Origin of the sequence: Streptomyces caniscabiei, assembly GCF_014930365.1 — a bacterium.
GTDB classification, from domain to species: Bacteria; Actinomycetota; Actinomycetes; order Streptomycetales; family Streptomycetaceae; genus Streptomyces; species Streptomyces caniscabiei.
On the sequence record NZ_JABXWI010000002.1, the window covers coordinates 725,821 to 745,013 of the forward strand.

The 19,193-nt window shown below is 72.5% G+C and carries 18 protein-coding genes; 6 read left to right on the forward strand and 12 right to left on the reverse strand.

Annotation, left to right across the window (positions count from 1 at the left end; genetic code table 11):
• Positions 1 to 149: 149 nt before the first annotated feature.
• Positions 150 to 1,082 (forward strand): endonuclease/exonuclease/phosphatase family protein, encoded by a 933-nt coding sequence (locus tag HW837_RS07655; protein WP_193379878.1) that lies wholly within the window; start codon positions 150 to 152, stop codon positions 1,080 to 1,082.
• Between the two features lie 61 nt (positions 1,083 to 1,143).
• Here HW837_RS07655 and HW837_RS07660 read toward each other — a convergent pair whose 3' ends face one another.
• Both HW837_RS07660 and HW837_RS07665 read right to left on the reverse strand, forming a co-directional pair.
• Entirely contained in the window at positions 1,144 to 3,009 is a 1,866-nt protein-coding gene (locus tag HW837_RS07660) for a rhamnogalacturonan lyase (RefSeq protein ID WP_193379877.1), read from the reverse strand.
• A gap of 39 nt (positions 3,010 to 3,048) precedes the next feature.
• Positions 3,049 to 4,041 carry a helix-turn-helix transcriptional regulator gene (locus HW837_RS07665; protein ID WP_193379876.1) on the reverse strand — a complete coding sequence of 331 codons (993 nt, stop codon included), beginning with the start codon at positions 4,039 to 4,041 and terminating at the stop codon, positions 3,049 to 3,051.
• Between the two features lie 39 nt (positions 4,042 to 4,080).
• On the opposite strand from HW837_RS07665, the gene HW837_RS07670 reads away from it, so the two are divergent.
• Both HW837_RS07670 and HW837_RS07675 read left to right on the forward strand, forming a co-directional pair.
• The gene (locus HW837_RS07670; protein ID WP_045556625.1) at positions 4,081 to 4,563 is read left to right on the forward strand and encodes a hypothetical protein; all 483 of its coding nucleotides are present in this window, start codon (positions 4,081 to 4,083) and stop codon (positions 4,561 to 4,563) included.
• Entirely contained in the window at positions 4,560 to 5,051 is a 492-nt protein-coding gene (locus tag HW837_RS07675) for a hypothetical protein (RefSeq protein ID WP_193379875.1), read from the forward strand. The genes HW837_RS07670 and HW837_RS07675 overlap by 4 nt, the downstream gene beginning before the upstream one ends.
• On the opposite strand, the gene HW837_RS07680 is transcribed toward HW837_RS07675, so the two are convergent.
• Both HW837_RS07680 and HW837_RS07685 read right to left on the reverse strand, forming a co-directional pair.
• Positions 5,005 to 5,763: a class I SAM-dependent methyltransferase gene (locus HW837_RS07680; protein ID WP_193379874.1), complete on the reverse strand. Its 759-nt coding sequence runs from the start codon at positions 5,761 to 5,763 to the stop codon at positions 5,005 to 5,007. The genes HW837_RS07675 and HW837_RS07680 overlap by 47 nt on opposite strands.
• A 5-nt stretch (positions 5,764 to 5,768) precedes the next feature.
• A complete protein-coding gene (locus HW837_RS07685) occupies positions 5,769 to 6,074 on the reverse strand; it encodes a 4a-hydroxytetrahydrobiopterin dehydratase (protein WP_045556623.1) in 306 nt (101 codons plus the stop codon).
• A 129-nt stretch (positions 6,075 to 6,203) separates the two neighbouring features.
• On the opposite strand from HW837_RS07685, the gene HW837_RS07690 reads away from it, so the two are divergent.
• Positions 6,204 to 7,058 carry a helix-turn-helix domain-containing protein gene (locus tag HW837_RS07690; protein ID WP_193379873.1) on the forward strand — a complete coding sequence of 285 codons (855 nt, stop codon included), beginning with the start codon at positions 6,204 to 6,206 and terminating at the stop codon, positions 7,056 to 7,058.
• Positions 7,059 to 7,061: 3 nt separating this feature from the next.
• On the opposite strand, the gene HW837_RS07695 is transcribed toward HW837_RS07690, so the two are convergent.
• Entirely contained in the window at positions 7,062 to 7,505 is a 444-nt protein-coding gene (locus HW837_RS07695; RefSeq protein ID WP_371271440.1) for a hypothetical protein, read from the reverse strand.
• 215 nt (positions 7,506 to 7,720) lie between these two features.
• Here HW837_RS07695 and HW837_RS07700 point away from each other — a divergent pair, with 215 nt between their 5' ends.
• Positions 7,721 to 8,584 (forward strand): helix-turn-helix domain-containing protein, encoded by an 864-nt coding sequence (locus tag HW837_RS07700; protein WP_045556621.1) that lies wholly within the window; start codon positions 7,721 to 7,723, stop codon positions 8,582 to 8,584.
• 65 nt (positions 8,585 to 8,649) lie between these two features.
• Here the strand turns inward: HW837_RS07700 and HW837_RS07705 are convergent, their stop codons facing one another.
• The 7 genes from HW837_RS07705 to HW837_RS07735 form a co-directional block, all read right to left on the reverse strand.
• Positions 8,650 to 9,771 carry a lipid II:glycine glycyltransferase FemX gene (locus HW837_RS07705; protein WP_193379872.1) on the reverse strand — a complete coding sequence of 374 codons (1,122 nt, stop codon included), beginning with the start codon at positions 9,769 to 9,771 and terminating at the stop codon, positions 8,650 to 8,652.
• A 108-nt stretch (positions 9,772 to 9,879) separates the two neighbouring features.
• Entirely contained in the window at positions 9,880 to 11,736 is a 1,857-nt protein-coding gene (gene dnaK, locus HW837_RS07710; protein WP_093790085.1) for a molecular chaperone DnaK, read from the reverse strand.
• Positions 11,737 to 11,859: 123 nt separating this feature from the next.
• Positions 11,860 to 12,285 (reverse strand): OsmC family protein, encoded by a 426-nt coding sequence (locus tag HW837_RS07715; protein WP_012999567.1) that lies wholly within the window; start codon positions 12,283 to 12,285, stop codon positions 11,860 to 11,862.
• 116 nt (positions 12,286 to 12,401) lie between these two features.
• On the reverse strand, positions 12,402 to 14,231 hold the full coding sequence (locus HW837_RS07720) for a vWA domain-containing protein (protein ID WP_045556618.1): 1,830 nt from the start codon (positions 14,229 to 14,231) through the stop codon (positions 12,402 to 12,404).
• The gene (locus HW837_RS07725; RefSeq protein WP_093790087.1) at positions 14,228 to 15,289 is read right to left on the reverse strand and encodes an ATP-binding protein; all 1,062 of its coding nucleotides are present in this window, start codon (positions 15,287 to 15,289) and stop codon (positions 14,228 to 14,230) included. The genes HW837_RS07720 and HW837_RS07725 overlap by 4 nt, the downstream gene beginning before the upstream one ends.
• 94 nt (positions 15,290 to 15,383) lie before the next feature.
• Positions 15,384 to 17,510 carry a phage holin family protein gene (locus tag HW837_RS07730; RefSeq protein WP_193379966.1) on the reverse strand — a complete coding sequence of 709 codons (2,127 nt, stop codon included), beginning with the start codon at positions 17,508 to 17,510 and terminating at the stop codon, positions 15,384 to 15,386.
• Positions 17,511 to 17,750: 240 nt separating this feature from the next.
• On the reverse strand, positions 17,751 to 18,251 hold the full coding sequence (locus HW837_RS07735; RefSeq protein ID WP_086804871.1) for a hypothetical protein: 501 nt from the start codon (positions 18,249 to 18,251) through the stop codon (positions 17,751 to 17,753).
• 164 nt (positions 18,252 to 18,415) lie between these two features.
• Between HW837_RS07735 and HW837_RS07740 the strand changes: the two genes are divergently transcribed.
• Positions 18,416 to 19,189, forward strand: coding sequence for an MBL fold metallo-hydrolase (locus HW837_RS07740; protein WP_060882755.1), 774 nt, complete (start codon positions 18,416 to 18,418; stop codon positions 19,187 to 19,189).
• Positions 19,190 to 19,193 lie beyond the last annotated feature (4 nt).

Here is a 19,193-nt window from a genome sequence, read left to right on the forward strand (position 1 = left end):
GCGCGCGCCCTCTTCGTACCATGTGCACCCGGCCCTTCGAACCGAATACACCCTCCCCTATCGACATGTTCATGGCGGGCACAGAGGGGCATCCCAGAGTGTGTACGCACGGCTCGCCTCGCCCGGAGACCTTCACAGAAGGAGCCCCTGTGCCGAACCACAGCCGCGTCACGCGCCGACTGGGTCTGAAGACCGCCCTCGCCGCGGCGGTCCTGCTGCCGTTGTCCCGCACCACCGGACTGTCCGGCGCGCCCGCCGCCGCACAGGACGAGGCCGCCGCCGAGGAGGAGACCACCGCCGCCCCGCCCCTGTCCACCATGTCCTTCAACCTGCGCTACGCGAGCACCGTGCAGCCCAACAGCTGGGCCGTGCGCAGGCCGGTGATGCGGGACCTGCTGCGGCAGGAGACACCCCATGTCATCGGCACCCAGGAAGGCCTGCACCAGCAACTGCGCGACATCGAGGCCGACCTCGGGACGGACTACCGCTGGATCGGCACCGGCCGGGCGGGCGGCAACCGCGACGAGTTCATGGCCGTCTTCTACGACACCCGCCGGCTCGCACCCGTCGAGTACCGGCACTTCTGGCTCTCCGACACTCCCGAGGTGCCGGGGTCGAACACCTGGGGCGGCGGCTCCATCCGGATGGTCACCTGGGTGCGGTTCCGTGATCTGCGGGACGGCGACAGACAGTTCTACGTCCTCAACACCCACCTAGACAACCTCAGCCAGTACGCCCGCGACCGCGCGGCCGCCCTGATCGTCCAGCGGATCGCCGGGCTCGACCGGTCGCTGCCCCTGCTCGTCACCGGCGACTTCAACGTGGCGGCGCACCGGAACACGGTCTACGACACGATGCTCGGCGCCGGGCTCGTCGACACCTGGGACGCGGCGGCCGCCCGCAACGACCTCTACGCGACCTTCCACGGCTACCGCCCGCTGACCCCGGGCGGCGACCGCATCGACTGGATCCTGACCACCCCGGGCATCACGGTGCACCGGGCGGCCATCAACACCTTCGCCTCAGGCGGTCAGTTCCCCAGCGACCATCTGCCCGTGCAGGCGTCCGTCACGCTGGGCTGAGGACCCCGGCGGAGTCCGGGGGCGGGCCGGGTGGTGCCGGGCCCGCCCACGGACCGGCCCGCTACGGCGTGTACACCGTCGGCCGGGGCGCCGTCGGCATGTTGTTCCCGATGAAGAAGCTGGTGTGCGGGGGCTGGTTGTAGGCGGTGTTCTGCCAGGCCAGGCCCGTGCGGTACATCGGGTCGTGGAGCAGGGTCGTGATCTTCGTGTTCGTCTCGATCGGGGTCGAGTAGATCCGCAGCGCCGTGTTGCCGCTGGTGCGCCAGACGACCTCCTCGCGCCAGTCGCCGAGGATGTCGCCGGAGAGGGCGGGGGTGGCCTTGGTGCCGTTGTTGGAGGAGACCCCGGAGCCGGTCAGCAGCCGGGTGTCGGCGGAGGTGCCGTACTTGTCGATCCGGGTGCCGTCGAGGAGTTCGCGGACCGGGTCGCCGTCCCACCAGGAGAGGAAGTTGACGGAGGAGGGCTCACGGCCCTTGGTCGCGCCGGCCTCGTCGCGGATGGAGGAGTCGGAGGCCGACCACATCTCGGGGCCGTCGTTGCCGGCGTAGATGTCACCGGCGACGCCCCGGCCGTTGTCGCAGCAGGCGGCGAGCTGCCAGCGGACCGCGCCGTTCACGGGGTTGATGTACAGCTCGGCGGGCTGGGAGGTGGACTCGGAGACCTTGAAGTACTCCAGACCGGAGGTCGAGGCGTCCAGGTCGCCCAGGTGCTGGGCGTCGCCGTGTCCCGTCCTCGTGGTCCACAGGCCGTTGCCGTTGTCGTCCACGGCCATCGCGCCGTACACGATCTCGTCCCGGCCGTCGTTGTCGACGTCGCCGACGGAGAGGCTGTGCGAGCCCTGGCCGTCGTAACCCCGGCCGGAGTTGGTGGAGGAGCTGGTGTCGAAGGTCCAGCGGCGGGTGAAGGCGCCGTTCCGCCAGTCCCAGGCCGCGATCACCGAGCGGGTGTAGTAGCCGCGCGCCATGATCAGGGAGGGGCGGGCGCCGTCCAGATAGGCCGTCCCGGCGAGGAAGCGGTCCACGCGGTTGCCGTAGGAGTCGCCCCAGGACGAGACCGTGCCCCGGCCTGGGACGTAGTCCACCGTCTGCATCGCCCGGCCGGTCTGCCCGTTGAACATGGTCAGGTACTCGGGCCCGGAGAGGATGTAGCCGCTGGAGTTGCGGTGGTCGGCGGAGGAGCTGCCGATGACCGTCCCCGCCCCGTCGACCGTGCCGTCCGCCGTCTTGGCGGCGATCTCCGCCTTGCCGTCGCCGTCGTAGTCGTACACCTGGAACTGGGTGTAGTGCGCGCCCGAGCGGATGTTGCGGCCCAGGTCGATGCGCCACAGCCGGGTGCCGTCGAGCTTGATGCCGTCGATGATCGTGTTGCCGGTGTAGCCGGACTGGGAGTTGTCCTTGGCGTTGGTCGGCTGCCACTTCAGCACGAACTCCAGGGCCCCGTCGCCGTCGAGGTCGCCCACGGAGGCGTCGTTGGCCTCGTAGGTGTAGGCGACGCCGTCCGGGGTGGTGCCGCCCGCGGGTGCGCTGATCGGCACGTCCTTGTAGCCGGTGCGGAGTTGGACCGCGTGCACCGAGTCGCCCTGCTCGACGCCGTTCACGATCGCGCGGACCGTGTAGTCGGCCTGGGCGGGGGCGCCGGAGTGGAAGTAGTTGGTGGAGCCGGTGATCGGGGTGGAGTTGACCTTGGTGCCGGCCCGGTAGACGTTGAACGACACGTCGTTCGGGTCGGTGCCGAGCCAGCGCCAGCTGACCAGGTTGCCGCTGTCGACGTGCACGCTGACCACGCCCCGGTCGAGGCGCTCGACCTGGCGGGCGGTGGCGGCCTCGGCGGGCGTGCCGGTGAACGTGGTGAGTCCGGCGGCGACCAGGGCCGCGGTCACCAGTGAGCGCAGGGCTCGGCGTCTGTGGTGCCTGTGCGGGTGGGGCACGTGACGAACCTCCAAGAAGGACGGACGGGTTCCGCACCTTCAGTCGCCGCCGTTCCCGGCCACGTTGCCGTATCTTTCGGCCAGTTCGGCCACGGTCCGGGCGATCCTGCGGCGCAGTTCGGCCGGTTCCAGCACCTCGATGTCCGTGCCCAGCCGCAGGAACTCGCCGTGCGCGTGCTCGACCGACTCGACGGGCACGCGCACCGTGGTCCAACCGCCCTCCCCCGGGCCGTCCTCGACCGGCACGGCCCTGGGCAGGGTCACGCCCGGCGCCAGCCGGACCAGCGCCTCGACCCGGTGCAGCCGGGCGTGGAAGTCGCGCTGGTACGCCGTCCAGTAGGCGGCCAGGTCGAAGCCGTCCGGGCGGGTGAACTCCTCGTCGGGGGCGTCGGGTTCATCGGGCTCGTCGGGCTCATCGGGTTCGAGGATGTCGAGGATCTGGTCCACCCGGAAGGTGCGGGGCCCCGGGCCCGCGACGACGTACCAGCGGCCCGCCTTGAGGACCAGCCCGTACGGTTCGAGGCGGCGCCGTACGTCGGTCGGCTCGGCCCAGCGGCGGTAGCGGACGTGCAGCACCCGGCCGCGCCAGACCGCGTCGGCGACGACGGGCAGGAACGGGGTGTCGTCGGCCTCCGCGTACCAGCCCGGGGCGTCCAGGTGGAAGCGGCCGGCGACCCGGTCGGCGTGGGCCCGCAGCTCGGCGGGGAGGGCCGCGCGGACCTTCAGCTGTGCGGCGGCCAGCACCGCGCCGAGGCCCAGGTCGGCGGCGGGCCCGGGGGCGCCCGCGAGGAACAGGGCCTCGGCCTCATCCCTGGTCAGCCCGGTGAGGCGGGTGCGGTAGCCGTCCAGGAGGCGGTAGCCCCCGGCGTGGCCCGCGTCGCCGTAGAGCGGGACCCCGGCCGCGCCCAGCGCCTCCACGTCCCGGTAGACCGTGCGGACCGAGACCTCCAGCTCCTCGGCGAGCTCGGCGGCGGTCATCCGGCCCCGGGTCTGGAGCAGCAGCAGGATCGAGACGAGTCGGCTGGACTTCACTGACACAGGATGTCAGTGAAGCGGTCCTAACGTGCCGCCATGCCCTTCACCGAGAAACTGCTGACCGTGCCGCCGCCCGTCGAGGTGGCCGGTCGGCGGATCAAGCGCTACCACGTCACCGCCGACCCGGCCGGTATCGCGCCCGAGGTCGCGGAGGCGGCGTACGCGCTCCTGCCGTCCCTGCTGCCGGAGCCGGACGCCACGACCCCGCCCGCGACCTTCGTCGTGCTGCACCGGGGCGGTGACACCGGCGCCTACCTCAACGTCTACAGCTGGGTGTGGGACAACGTCCTGCACTTCGCCGGCGCGGCGGCGGGACAGCCGGTGCTCGGCTGCCCGGACACCGACCCCACGCACTTCGTCGCCACCGACCGCCCGTGGATCGGCTGCGTCTGGGAACTCCCGCCGATCCAGCACGAACGCGACGCCTGGGTACGGCACATCCTCGCGCCCGAACTCCCCGATCTGGAGGCCTACTTGACCGATTCCCTGCCGGCCGGCAACACGGGGGGCCACCGATGAGCGGCCCGCACGACTTCGACTTCTTCCACGGCGAGTGGGAGGCCCACCACCGCCGCCGTACCGACTTCCTCGCCCCGGACAGTGCGTGGGAGGAGTTCACCTCCACCAGCTGGTGCCGGCCGCTCTTCGACGGGGCCGCGAACATCGAAGAGATCGACCTGCCGCACCTCGGCTCGAAGGGGCTGAGCCTGCGGCTGTTCGACACCGAGGCCCGGACCTGGTCGCTGAACTGGTCCTCCAGCCGCAGCGGCCGCCTGTTCCCGCCGGTCGTGGGTCAGTTCACCGGCGGCCGGGGCGCGTTCCACGGCGACGACGTCCACGACGGCAAGGACGTACGGGTGCGGTTCGTGTGGTCGGACACCACGGCGACCTCGGCCCGCTGGGAGCAGGCGTTCTCACTGGACGACGGGGCGAGCTGGCTGACCAACTGGGTCATGGAGTTCAGCCGGCCGCAGGGCCCGGCGGCTTCCGGAACGCCCGCAGGCTGAACGTCGGCTCCGGGCGGTCGCGGTCCTGGTCGGGCAGGGCCGCCAGATGGACGGCGAACCGCTCGGTCAGCGGGTCGCCGGGCGGCAGGGTGACGAACCAGCCGCGCCGCAGGTCGGTGAGCGCGCGCCGGGGGCTGCGTCCCAGTCCCCGGCCCGTGAAGGTCGCCCGGCCGGCCGGTTCGAGGCCGTGCCCGGCGGCGTACGTCTCGATGTCGGCCGGGGCGTCGGTCGCCGGGCGCCTCGGGCGCGCGGCGAGCACCGCGTCGATGTCGCTGCCGACGTTGTGGGAGGCTCCCTTGTCGACGGTGGTGACATAGACACCGCCGGGGCGGAGCACCCGGGCGCACTCCCCGACCACAGCCCTCACGTCCTCGGGGCCGCCCAGCAGATGCAGCAGCCACACACTGGTGACGGCGTCGAACTCCCCGTCACGGAAAGGGAGTCGGCGGGCGTCGCTGATCACGACCGCGCCGGGCAGCCGGGCGGCGGCGCGGCGCGCCATCGCGTGGGTGAGGTCGACCCCCGTGACCCGGGTGCCGGGCCGCGCGGCCGCGATCCGCCGGGTCACGATCCCGGTGCCGCAGGCGATGTCCAGCAGACGGCGGGCGCCCCCGGGGACGAGGCCGAGCACGGCACGGGCGGCGGCCTCGGCACGGGGCTCGCCGCCCCGCAGGGCGTCGTAGTCGCCGGCCTCCTTGTCGTAGTCCAGCACCCGCCTCAGCTCGCCCCGTGACCGGGCGCGAGCGCCTCCACCCTGCGGGCCAGCTCGATGTCCTTCTCCGTGACGGCGCCGCCCGCGCTGTGGGTGTGCACGGTCAGCGACACCGTGTCGTAGCCGAGGGTGAGGTCGGAGTGGTGGTCCAGCTCCTCCTGGACCTGGGCGATGTGCACGACCAGCGCGGTCGCCGCGAAGTGCGAGTCGAGCCGGTACGAGCGGGCGATCCGGTCCCCCTCCAGCGACCAGCCGGGCAGCTCCGCCAGCCGGTCCTCGATCTCCTTCTGCGACAAGGGTTCGACGGGCATGGCCGACTCCTTCCGGGAGGTCCCCTCCGTGACGTGCGGTCCCTTCCAGCGTGCCACAGGCGGACGGCCGAGTCCCTGGTCAGGAGCCCGGACACGCCACACCCCGACCGCCTCGGCTACGTTCTCCGCATGACCAGTGTCCCGACCGGTGCCCCGGGCCGCCCCGGCGCGCCCGCCGACCAGGGCGTGGGCCCGCTGCTCCGGGCCTGGAGGGAGCGACGGCGCGTCAGCCAGCTGGAGTTGGCGCTGCGCGCTGGTTCCTCGGCGCGGCACGTCAGCTTCGTCGAGACGGGCCGCTCCCGCCCGAGCGAGGAGATGGTGCTCCGGCTCGCCGAGCACCTGGACGTACCCGTACGGGAGCGCAACGCGCTGCTGCTCGCGGCGGGTTACGCCCCGCGCTACCCGGAGACCCCGCTCGACGACCCGTCGATGGGCGCGCTGCGGGAGGGCATGGAGCGGCTACTGCGGGGCTACGAGCCTTATCCGGCGCTGGTGTTGAACGCGACGTACGACGTCCTGGCCGCCAACCGGGGCATCGCCATGCTCCTCGACAAGATCCCCGAGTCGCTGCTCGTCCCACCGCTGAACGCGATGCGGCTGACGCTGCATCCCGAGGGGATGGCGCCACGCATCCGGAATCTGCGCGCCTGGCGCGGGCATCTGCTGGAGCAGATGGAACGGCAGGTCGCGCTGCGCCGCTCGGAGCCGCTGCGGGCGCTGTACGAGGAGGTGGCGGCGTATCCGCTGCCGCCGGGGACGGCCGAGGAGGATCGCGAGGACGCGGGGGCGGGGCCCGGCGCGGAGGGGACGGCCTACTTCGCGCTGCCGATGCGGATCGAGCACGAGGGCCGGGTGCTGTCCTTCGTCTCTTCGGTCTCCACCTTCAACACCCCCATGGACGTGACCGTGGCCGAGCTGGCCATCGAGACGTTCCTCCCGGCCGACCCGGCGACGGTCAAGCATCTGCACGCGCTGATGCCCTGACACTCACCCTTCGTCCGCGCCGCCGCCGACCGCGCGCAGGGCGAGGTGCTGGACGGCGGCGAAGCCGGCCACGGTGACGGCCTGGAGCAGCGTCCACACCGCGCCCGGCGTGCTCGGCGTCAGCCACAGCACCAGGGCGACGAGGCTGAGGACCGACCAGGCGAGGTTGGCCTCGATCACCGCCCGTACGGGCAGGGCCGCCGGGCGCTCACGCGTGGCCAGCAGGGCGACACCCGCCGCGTACACGGAGAGGAACGCACCGAGCCCGAGGAGCAGACCGGCGTCGACGCCGAGGAAGCGGCCGAGGGGGCCGGAGGCCAGGAGGTAGGCGAGGCCGTTCGCTCCGGTCACCGCCGCGTCGGCGGCCAGGAAGCGGCGCAGCATGGTGCGGGGGTCGGTGGTCCGGGCGAGCACGGCGAGCGGGGCCGCAGCGGAGGTCATGGACATGGCAGATCACGCTCCGTGGAGGTGTGATGGGCGGTGTGCCCCCACCTTGCCCGGCGGGGCGCGCGGCGGTCGATTACCTCCGAGGTCATGGCTCGCGTACCCTGCGGGGTCGTCGGACCGGAGTCCGGCGGAGCAGCGTGTTCCGGCCGGCTCTGTGAGAGTCCACCGGGGCATGACAGACTGATGAGGTACCTCGGCGCGTGGGGAGGCGTGGCGTGAGTGAGCGGCGGGCCGCGCCCACCGTGGGCCAGGTGGTGCTCGGAAGACGGCTCCAGGAACTGCGGGAGTCCGCCGGGCTCAAGCGCGAGGAGGCGGCACGCGTCCTCCGGGTCGCCCCGGCGACCGTACGGCGCATGGAGACCGCCGACGTCGCCCTCAAGATCCCCTACGTCCAGGTGCTGCTGACGACGTACGGCGTCCCCGAACCCGAGGTCGCCGCCTTCGTGACGCTGGTCGAGGAGGCGAACAGACCGGGCTGGTGGCAACGGTTCCACGATGTGCTGCCCGACTGGTTCAGCATGTACGTCAGCCTGGAGGGCGCGGCGCATCTGATCCGGCAGTACGAGCCGCACTTCGTGCCGGGGATGCTCCAGACGGAGGAGTACGCGCGGGCCGTGATGGAGGCCGGGACGGTCGGGCAGACCGGACCCGAGACGATCGAGCGGCATGTGTCGCTACGGATGGCGAGACAGAAGCTGCTCACGCAGGAGAAGCCGCCGCACCTGTGGGTGATCATGGACGAGACGGCCCTCATGCGGCCGGTGAGCATCCGCGCCCAGGTCATGCGCGACCAGATCGACCGGCTCCTCGACGTCACCGAGAAGGACCATGTGATCCTCCAGGTCTGCGAGTTCGCCAGCGGCCCCCACCCGGGCACCTACGCCCCCTTCTCCCTCTTCCGCTTCGCCGAACCCGAACTCCCCGACATGGTCTACACGGAGTACCTCACCGGCGCCCTCTACCTCGACTCCCGCACCGAGGTGGCCCTCCACCTGGAAGTCCTCGACCACATGGCGGCCCACGCGGCCTCCGCCGAGAGGACCCGTCACCTCCTGAAGCACTACCGCGACCAGTACTGAGCCGTCGCCGCCGGCAGCGGGGCGAGGGGCGACGAGGCCGGGGGAACCGGGGGGACCGGGCGAACTCAGCGACGGGACATGTAGAGCTCCAGCGCCTTGTGCAGGACCCTGTTCAGCGGGTGGTCCCATTCGCCGAGGTACTCGACGGCCTGGCCGCCGGTACCGGCCTTGAACCGGAGCAGTCCCAGCAGGTGGTTGTCCTCGTCCAGGGTGTCGGTGATGCCGCGGAGGTCGTAGACGGCCGCCCCGAGTTCATGGGCGTCGCACATCATCCGCCACTGGATGGCGTTGTTGGGCTGGACCTCGCGCCTGCGGCTGGTGGAGGCGCCGTAGGAGTACCAGACGTGCTCGCCGACGGTCAGCATCGTGGCGGCGGCCAGCACCTCCCCGTCGTGCTGGGCCAGATAGAGGCGCATGCGATTCTCGTCCTCGGCCCGCAGCACGGTCCACATCCGCTGGAAGTAGGCCAGCGGGCGGGGCACGAAACGGTCCCGCTCGGCGGTCTCCTCATAGATCCGGTGGAAGGCGGGCAGGTCCTCGTATCCGCCCTGGACGACCTTGACGCCGGCCTTCTCCGCCTTCTTGATGTTGCGCCGCCACTGCTGGTTGAAGTCGCGCTGGATCTCCTCCGGCGTGCGCCCGGCCAAGGGGACCTGGAACACATGGCGCGGCTGGCCCGCGGCGAAGCCGTCCTCGCCGCGGGGCTCGCTCTGCCGCCAGCCCATCCGACGCAGCCGGTCCGCGATGTCGAAGGCGCGCGGCTCGGTGGCGGTGGCCTCCACGTCCCGCAGCCGTCCGGCCCGCGGGTCGGAGATCGCGGCCTTGACCGCGTCCGCGCTCCACCGACGCGCGACGACGGGCGGCCCCATCTTCACCGAGAACGCGCCCCGCCGCCTCAGGTACGCGAGCATCGGCTCCAGCCACTGCTCCAGATCGGTGTCGTCCCAGTCGATGACGGGGCCCTCGGGCAGGTAGGCGAGGTACCGCCGGAGCTTCGGCAGCGGCCGCAGGAGCACCAGTCCCGCACCGACGAGACGGCCCTCCCCGTCGAACCAGCCCAGGCTCTCCGCCCGCCAGTCCGGCTTCACGTCCCCCCAGGAGGGGACCTGCATATGGCTGACCGAGGGACGGGAGGCGACGAACGCCAGATGCTCCTCGCGGGTGATCGCCTGCAGGCGACGGCTCATGCGCAGTGCTCCTTCGCTCGGCGCACCACCCTACTGAGGCGGACGGCCCGTCCCGGTGCCTGACGCCCCCGGTGTCGTCGTATGCCGGTGCGCGCGCCCGCCGATCACTCAGGTGGCCCCTGACCCGCGCTCCCGCTCCTCGTCCACGATCTCCGCGTCGACCACCGTCTCGTCCTCGGCCGGGTCGGGGGGCGGCGGGGTGGTCCGGCCGGCGGCGGCCGACGCGTACATGGCCTGGCCCATGCGCTGACTGACGGTGGAGAGGTGGTCGGTGGCGGCGCGGAGGGGGGCGGTGTCCTCGGGGTGTTCCAGGAGGCGTTTCACCTCCGCCACCGCGGCCTCCACCTCGGCCCTGCTGTCGGCGGGGACCCGCTCCTCGTTGTCGCGGAGGAACCGCTCGGTCTGGTGGGCGAGCTGCTCGGCGTGGTTGCGGGTCTCGGCGGCCTCGCGGCGCCGGCGGTCGTCGTCGGCGTACTGCTCGGCCTCCCGCATCATGCGGTCGATGTCGTCCTTCGGGAGCGCGGAGCCGCCGGTCACCGTCATCTTCTGCTCGCGGCCGGTGGCGAGGTCCTTCGCCGAGACGTGCATGATGCCGTTGGCGTCGATGTCGAAGGCCACCTCGATCTGCGGGACGCCCCGCGGCGCCGGCGGCAGCCCGGTGAGGTCGAAGACACCCAGCTTCTTGTTGTACGCGGCGATCTCGCGCTCGCCCTGGTAGACCTGGATGCCGACCGAGGGCTGGTTGTCGGCGGCCGTGGTGAAGATCTCCGAACGGCGGGTCGGGATCGTGGTGTTGCGTTCGATGAGCTTCGTCATGATGCCGCCCTTGGTCTCGATGCCCAGGGACAGCGGGGTGACGTCGAGCAGCAGCACGTCCTTCACGTCGCCCCGGATGACGCCCGCCTGGAGCGCGGCGCCGACCGCCACCACCTCGTCGGGGTTCACGCCCTTGTGCGGGTCCTTGCCGGTGAGTTCCCTGACGAGGTCGCTCACGGCGGGCATCCGCGTGGAACCGCCGACGAGGATGACGTGGTCGATCGCGGCGAGCTTCACCCCCGCGTCCTTGACGGCCTGGTGGAACGGCGTCCGGCACCGGTCGAGCAGATCGGCGGTCAGCTCCTGGAACTGAGCCCGCGTCAGCACCTCCTCCAGGTGGAGCGGCCCCTCGGCGGACGCGGTGACGTACGGGAGGTTGATCGAGGTCTCGGAGGAGCTGGACAGCTCGATCTTGGCCCGCTCCGCCCCCTCGCGCAGCCGCTGCAACGCCATCTTGTCGCGGCCCAGATCGACGCCGTACCGCCCCTGGAAGCGCTTGACGAGGTGCTCGACCACCCGCTGGTCGAAGTCGTCGCCCCCGAGCCGGGTGTCGCCGTTGGTGGCCTTCACCTCGATGACCCCGTCACCGATCTCCAGGAGCGAGACGTCGAAGGTGCCGCCGCCGAGGTCGAAGACGAGGACCGTCTGCTCCTCGGCCCGGTCCAGGCCGTAGGCGAGGGCCGCGGCCGTGGGCTCGTTGATGATCCGCAGGACCTTCAGGCCCGCGATCTCCCCCGCCTCCTTGGTCGCCTGCCGCTGCGCGTCGTCGAAGTACGCGGGGACGGTGACGACGGCGTCGGTGACGTCCTCGCCGAGATACGACTCCGCGTCCCGCTTCAGCTTCTGCAGCACCCGCGCGGACAGCTCCTGGGCCCGCGGGCGCGCACCGTCCACGGTGCCCTCCGCGGGGAACCGCCAACTCGCGTCGCCCATATGGCGTTTGACGGAGCGCGCGGTGCGCTCCACGTTCGTCACGGCCTGCCGCTTGGCGACCTCGCCGACGAGCACCTCGCCGTTCTTGGCGAAGGCCACCACCGACGGCGTGGTCCGCTGCCCCTCCGCGTTGACGACGACGGTCGGCTCGCCGCCCTCCAGCACGGCCACCACCGAGTTCGTCGTACCGAGATCGATCCCGACCGCACGCCCCATCGCCGTCCCCTTCCAGCGGAGTCCGCAAGGATCCGCGAGGTCCGCCAAATGTCCCCGCTACCAGCACAAAACTTGAGCGGGTGCTTGTCAACGGGGCGGAGACGGGGCGCACGAAGCAGGCGATCAGGCCAGTTCGGCCGTCAGCGTGATCGTCGTGCCGGTCAGGGCCTGGCTGACCGGGCAGTTCTTCTTTGCGCCCTCGGCCGCCTCCTGGAAGCCGGCCGCGTCCAGGCCGGGGACCTCGCCGCGGACGGTGAGGTGGATGCCGGTGATGCCCTCACCGGGCTGGAAGGTCACGTCGGCCTTGGTCTCCAGGCGGGTGGGCGGAGTGCCCGCGCCGGTGAGGCCGTGGGAGAGCGCCATCGAGAAGCAGCTGGAGTGGGCGGCCGCGATCAGCTCCTCGGGGCTGGTCTTGCCGTTCGCCTGCTCCGCGCGCGAGGGCCACGACACCGGCTGCGAACCGATGCCGGAGGAGTCGAAGGTGACGGTGCCGGTGCCCTTGAGCAGCTCGCCTTCCCAGACGGTGTGTGCGGTGCGCGTGGTGGCCACGATGAGTCCTTTCGGTGGGTCGTGTCGCCGGAGTCCCGTTGCGGGGATCCCGTCGCGGGAGTCCCGTCGCCGGGGTTCCGTGCCCCCATCCGATCACACTCCGGCGCATGGGAGGCTCATCTCACCCTGAACACCGGCCCCCGCGCGGTGAACGGCAGGTGAGCACCCTGTGGAATCAGATACGCGTGCTCCCGCCGCACCCGCAGCACGTCGATCCAGCCGTCCGTGATGACGAGGACCGGCGCGCCCGGTGGGAAGTCGTCGGCGCGGTGCAGCAGGTCGACGCCGGGCTGCAGTTCAGTGCCGCCGCGGCCGCGCACCCGCACCCGCCCGGCGATCTCGGTGACCGGCAGGTATCCCGCGTCGTGCGGGGCCGCGTCGCAGAAGACGACCCGGGCGGCCGGTACGTCACGGGCAGCGGCGTACGAGGCGATCGCGCCCAGTGCCTTGCCGAGCAGCGTCCGGTCCATGGAGCCGGAGGTGTCGAGGACGACGCCGAAGGTGCAGCGGGCGGTCTCCTCGGGCGGGAAGTACCGTCCGGCGCGCGGGATGTCGGGGGTCGCGGACTGACGGCGCGAGAAGCGCGCGTAGGTCCGGACGGACTGCGGGCGCGGCACGAACTCGTCGAACCAGCGGGCGAGTTGCGCGTCCCAGGGCAGGGGCGGATGGCTGAGGGCCTGGATCTCCTCGACCAGACCGGCGGGCAGGAGGCCGCGTTCCTGCCGCTCGTGCAGGTCGAAGCCCCGGGCGAGGCCCCTGCGGTAGAACTCGTCGAGGTCGACGTAGTCGCGCGGCGAGCCGAGCGGGCCGCCGAGGATGTCGCCGACGCCCTTGCCGCGCAGGGTGGCGAGCCGGCGCATCCGGCGCAGGTCACCGGCGATCCGGTCGTAGACCTCCTCGGCCGACAGCCCGGACAGCTCGCGGTCGTACAGCAGCCCGTCGGGCATGGTGCCGACCCGCATCTCGCGCAGCCAGTCGTTGATGACGTAGTCGGCGGCGATGTTGAACAGATACGGGTCGCGGGTGCCGCAGCGGTCGCCGTGGCGCAGGGCGGCGTGCAGCATCTCGTGGGCGAGGATGAACCGCCACTCCTCGTCGTCGAACTGGCGGAGCGGGTTGATGTAGATCTCCCCGGCCGCCGCGTCGACGGCCGCGACGGAGATGCCGTGGGCGTGGGCGAGTTCGACGTCGGCGACGATACGGATGCCGGCCGCGATGCCGCCGAGCAGCGGGTAGGAGGAGACGAACCAGCTCAGGGCCTTCTCCCAGGGCCGCATGCGGACGGGCTCGTCGTCCAGGGACGCGCGGCGGCCGCCTGCCATGTCCATCGCGGCGGACATCGTGCGGGTGAGGGCGTGCGCGAAGGCGAGCTGCCAGTCCGTGGGCGTACCGCGCCACTTGGGCCAGGACAGCAGGAGCTGGTCGGGCTCGTCACCGGCCGTCCCGCAGTCGGCGTACGCCGCCGGGAGCCCGCCCTGGCGCCAGCGCGCGGCGAGGCGCTCCTCGTCGCCGTCCGGGTAGCGGGCGGGCAGGTTCTCGGGCGTCAGGCCCACGGGGAAGGTGAGCAGGAACCGGTTGACGGCCACGCAGCGGGCGGCGAGGTCGAACCGGTCGGGCTGGGTACGCTCGCCGTGCGCCGCCGGGACGTGCCCGAAGCCCAGGTGGACGGCGGCGTGGGCGATGGCCCAGGCCCAGGCGTCGGGGGTGGCGAGCCGGTCGGGGTGCGCGTGCAGCACGCCCTCGGAGTCGACCCGGACGAGGCCCTCGCGGGGCGCGAGGTCGCACTTCTCCTTGCGGCAGACGCTGAACCCGACCGCCCGCAGCGCGGGGTTGTACCGCACCGCCTCCAGCCCCGCCTCGAACGCCTCACCGGCGAGGTCGCGCTTCGTCTTCTTTACGCCCTGCGTCTTCTTTCCGCCCTGCCCCTTGCCGCCGGACGTGCTCACCGGCGGGCCTCCACCAGCCGGGGCATGTCGCGGGCCGCCTCGACCAGGAACCAGGCGGGCAGCACGGGATTGCCGTCGGTGTCGTCGGCGATGACGGTCTGGGCCACCTCGACGGAGATCTCCGCGAGCCGCACCAGCAGGGACTTGGCGCGGTACGCGGTCTGCCGCCCGTTCGCCGACATGTGCTGCTTGCTGACCGGGAGTTCCTTGATCAGCCGGCCGCGGAAGGAGTCGGCGAGGTAGTACAGCAGGTCGCGGTCCTCCACGCGGTGGGGCCAGCCGGCCTCGCCCTTGAGGATCGCCTCGATGCCGAACCGGCTGCGCACGATCTTGACGTAGCCGCAGAAGGCCACCGCGTGCGCGGGCGTCAGCGTGCCGTGCGCGAGGACCTTCAGGGTCTCCTCGTCGAGGTCGCGCCCGAAGGAGTGCAGCGCGTCGGAGAGCATGTGCCAGGAGCGGGGTGTGGAGAACGGCTCCTCGCTCTTCGGCGGCTTCGACCACAGCTGGTCCGGGCGGTCGGTGAGGTGGTCCAGGATCCAGGGGTGGATGCCGTTGTCCTCCGCCCAGACCAGCCAGTCCTTGGCCGAGGCCTGGAGGTGGACGTGGGTGAGACGGTTGACCAGGGCGGAGGCGATGGGGCGGGCCAGGGCGTTGTCGGTGGCCCGGTTGCCGGCGCCGATGACGATCGAGCCCTTCGGCAGCTCGTAGCTGCCGATACGGCGGTCCAGGATCAGCGAGTAGAACGCCTTCTGCACATCCGGGGTGGCCGCGTTCAGTTCGTCCAGGAACAGGCAGTACGGCTCGTCGCGGGCGATCGCCTCCGGCGGGCAGAACACGGAGCGGCCGTCGCGGATCTGCGGGACGCCCATCAGGTCCTCCGGCGCGAGCTGCGTACCGAGGAGGCTCACGCACGTAAGGCCCAGCGACTCGGCGAAGTCCCGTACGAGGGAGGACTTTCCGATGCCGGGGGCGCCCCAGACGAAGACGGGGCGGACGGTGGCGAGGCCGAGCAGCAGCTCGGGGATGCGGGAGGGGGTGACGGTGACGGCTGCCTGCAAGGCGGGGGCTCCAGGGGTTCGGTCCTGTGGACGTTGCGGACAGTGTGGGTGACCGCTTCGCCGGAGCGCAGCCGAATTTTCTGGGCCGGGGCGCCTATGCGTCTGCCGGGTTCTGTTCGGGGGCGGGTGCGGGTCGTTTCGTGGCTGGTCGCGCAGTTCCCCGCGCCCCTTCAGGGCGCTCATGCCCGGCCACGGGTACTTGGGGACCGTTCGCTTCCCGCAGCCAGCGGCGCAGTACCCGGTGGATGTGTTCCGCGCCCACCAGGTCCTCGTCCTCCTCGACCGGCTCCGAGAGGGCCAGGGGGGACATCAGGAAGGGGCGGGACTGGCAGCCGCCCAGGCCTCCGTGGGAGCCGATCTGTTCCTCGAAGGCGAGGACCTCGCCGTCGGTGGGGTCGTACCAGGAGTTGACCATGATGTCGGCGGTGTGGGGGAAGCCGTGGGTGCGGCGTACGGCGTCGGCGGCGCCGGGGCCGAAGTCGGCCAGGGGGCCCGGGTGTTCGTCGCTCAGCTCGTCGATCGGGATCTCCGCGCCGTGCGCGCCGAGGACGACGCCGCCGTGCTCCTCGCTGCGGACCAGGACGAAGCCGATGCCGGGGTGGTTGGCGAGGGTGGAGAGCAGGGCGGGGTGGCGGGCGTCGATCTCCTCGCGGCTCATCCGGTGGGAGACGTCGGGGAAGGAGACGAGGCCGAGGTTGCCGGAGGCCAGGGTGATGGGCTCGGAGCGGCGGGTGGGGCGGTGCTCCTCGACGCCCTCCTCGACGGGGATGCGCAGCGCGGCCCGTACCGCCGCGCGGGCCTCGGCGCCGCTGTGGGTGCGCTGGGCGCGGCGCGGGACGGGCAGGCCGCAGCCGGCGCGGACCAGGTCGCCGAGGGTGAGGCCGTAACGGCCGAGGAAGGTCTCGCCGGGGCTCTGGCCGTGGTCGGAGAGGAGGACGATCCGGTAGGCGCGCGGGGCGTGTTCGGCGACCTGGGCGATCAGCGCGAGGGAACGGTCCAGGCGTTCGAGGATCTTCGCCGCGTCCCGGCTGTGCGGGCCGGAGTGGTGCGCGACCTCGTCGTACGCCACCAGGTCGGCGTAGATGGCCGCGCGGCCGGCGAACATGTCGCCGATCACCGCGGCGACGACGACATCGCGCTCGACGACGGTCGCGAAGGCCCGGATGAACGGGTAGAGCCCGCCGCGCTTGACGCGGGGGCGCTGCTCGGCGAACCGGGCCCGGGTGGACTGGCCGATCTCCCGCAGGACGTCGGCGGCGAAGGACATGGCGGTGCGGACGGCGTTGGCCGGGTCGGAGAAGTAGGCGAAGTACCCGGCACGGGAGCGGTTGCGCCGGCCCCGGCGGGCCGCCATCGACAGGACGAGAGCGAGCTGCTCGGCGCCGCCGCTGAAGAGATTGCCGCGGCTGGCGCCGTCGACGGTCAGCAGTCCGCCGTCGCCGGTGCGCTCGACGGCCCGGCGCTGGAGTTCGGCGGCGCTGGAGGGCCGGTTGCAGACCATGACCTCCCGGGTGTCCTTCTCGTACCAGCGGAAGGCGGGCACGTCGTGGTTGGTGCCGTGCAGGATGCCGAGCTGGCTGGCGCCGGTCTGGCTGGACCAGTCGGTGCGCCACGGGGTGAGCCGGTGCGTGGGCCGGGGCCGGGCGGCGCCGGCCGACGCGGGCGGCGGCGCGAGGCCCAGCCACTCGGCCACGGTCGGCATCAGCCCCTTCTCCGTCGCCGCCTCCAGCACGTCGTGGCCGACGCCGTCGAGCTGGAGGAAGACGGTGCCGGGTCCCGCGGGCCCCGGGTGGCCGTCGTGGTGTCTACGGCGGCGGTAGGCGAGGCGGTACAGACGGCGGCGGTAGGCGTCGTCGTCCCGTACGGCGAGGGCGCCGCCGGTGGCGGAGGCGACGGCGGACATCACCGCGGCGACGACCACGGCCGTCTCGGGCGCGGCCGCGCCCTGTCCGGAGGGGTTGAGCCGCAGGGCGAGCAGGAGCAGGGAGCCGTTGAGGAAGAAGACGAGCAGGCCGAGGACGAGTGCCGGGACCAGCAGCAGGGCCCGCACCAGCAGCGGCCACACCAGCGAGGACAGCAGACCGAACGCGCCGGCGCCCAGCGCGGCGGTCACGGCGATCCGCGTGACGCTCTCGTCGCTCTCGGACTGGAGCCGGAAGTCGGGCAGCGCGCCCGCGAGCACCAGCATGGTCAGCGTGGACACCGCCCATACGGCGAGCATCCGCCAGATCCCGCTCAGCACTCTCCGCCAACGACCACCGCCCACGTTCTGGCCACCTTTACCGTCACGATCCTGGGGTCAGCCTGTCATAGGGGGTGGGGGCGCCGGGGTGGCGTTTCGGGGTGGCACGGGGGCATGGCTCGCGGAGGGCCGGGGAGGGGTCGGGGCTTGCCGTGCGTCGCGGGCCGCAGGGCGTCGGTGGCTGGTCGCGCAGTTCCCCGCGCCCCTGTAGGGACGCGCTCAGCGGCCGTCGTAGCCCGCCGTCGGCATCGACAGCCGGCGGTGGACGTGGGCCTTCATCTGGGCGTCGTAGGCGGGTTCGGCGTGGCCGACGGTCTCGACGCGGATGCCGCGCCGGGCGCACTCGGCGGTGAAGTCGTCGACGGAGGCGAGGGCCCGCTCCAGCACGCGGCGGCTGGGGGCGACGAAGAGATCGACCAGGCCGGCGTCGACGTCGGCCCAGAGTGCGCAGTGGTCGGGGCGCAGTCCGCGCACGAGCAGCTCGCGCGTCACCACGTAGCCGCGCTCGGCCGCCCAGCGGGCGCACATGGCGTGCTGGCTGCGGGAGTCGACCAGGAAGGGATCCGCCTCCAGTTCCTCCAGCGGTGTCAGGCTCGCTATGGCGGCGACGCGCACCACGGCACCGCGACCCGCCGCGCCACGTCCCGCCGTACCGCGCCCCTGGGCCGCGTCCTGGCACGCCAGGCCGGAGACGCCGCCCCTGTGTCCCTTGTCTCCCATGCTGTTCCCCCCTCCCCCCGGCTCCGGGCCCCGCCCAGCGGAGCGAACCGCGGACGCCGGAAACCGGCATGCCCGCCCACGGCATGATCCGCCGGACGGGCTCAGGCCGCAGACCCTACTCCAGCCCGTAGGCTCGGGGGAGTAGCGCGAAGGAGGCGAACGGAGTGCCGGTGGAGATCACCTGGTGGGGTCATGCGACCTGCACCGTGGAGGACTCGGGTACGAGGGTGCTGACCGACCCCCTGTTCGCGCGCCGGCTCGCGCATCTGCGAAGGCGCCGGGGTGCGCCCCCTCCGCCGGAGGCCGCCGTCGCGGACGTGGCGCTGGTGTCGCATCTGCACGCGGATCATCTGCACGTGCCCTCCCTGGCCCGGCTCGCCCCGGGGACCCGCCTGGTGGTGCCGAAGGGCGCGCCGCGCCAGGTGCCGGGGTTGCGCAGGCTGGCGCATCTGCGGCTCTCCGAAGCGGCGCCCGGGGACCGGGTCAAGGTCGGTGACCTGGTGGTACGTGCCGTCTCCGCCCGCCACGACGGGCGGCGGCTGCCGGTCGGGCCGCACCGTTCGCCCGCGCTCGGCTTCGTCGTGGAGGGCGAGGCGCGGACGTATTTCGCGGGGGACACCGGGCTGTTCGAGGCGATGTCCAAGGAGGTCGGGCCGGTCGACGTGGCGCTGCTGCCGGTCGGCGGCTGGGGACCGTACCTGGGCGAAGGGCATCTGGACGCGGGGCGCGCGGCGGAGGCGCTTGCGCTGCTCGCGCCCCGGAGCGCGATTCCGGTGCACTACGGCACGTACTGGCCGATCGGCATGGACGCCGTGCGCCCCCATGAATTCCACGCCCCCGGCGAGGAGTTCGTACGCCTCGCCGCCGCGCGCGCTCCCGGGGTGACCGTGCACCGGCTGGGACACGGGGAGAGCGTACGACCGGGGGTGGCGCGATGAGACG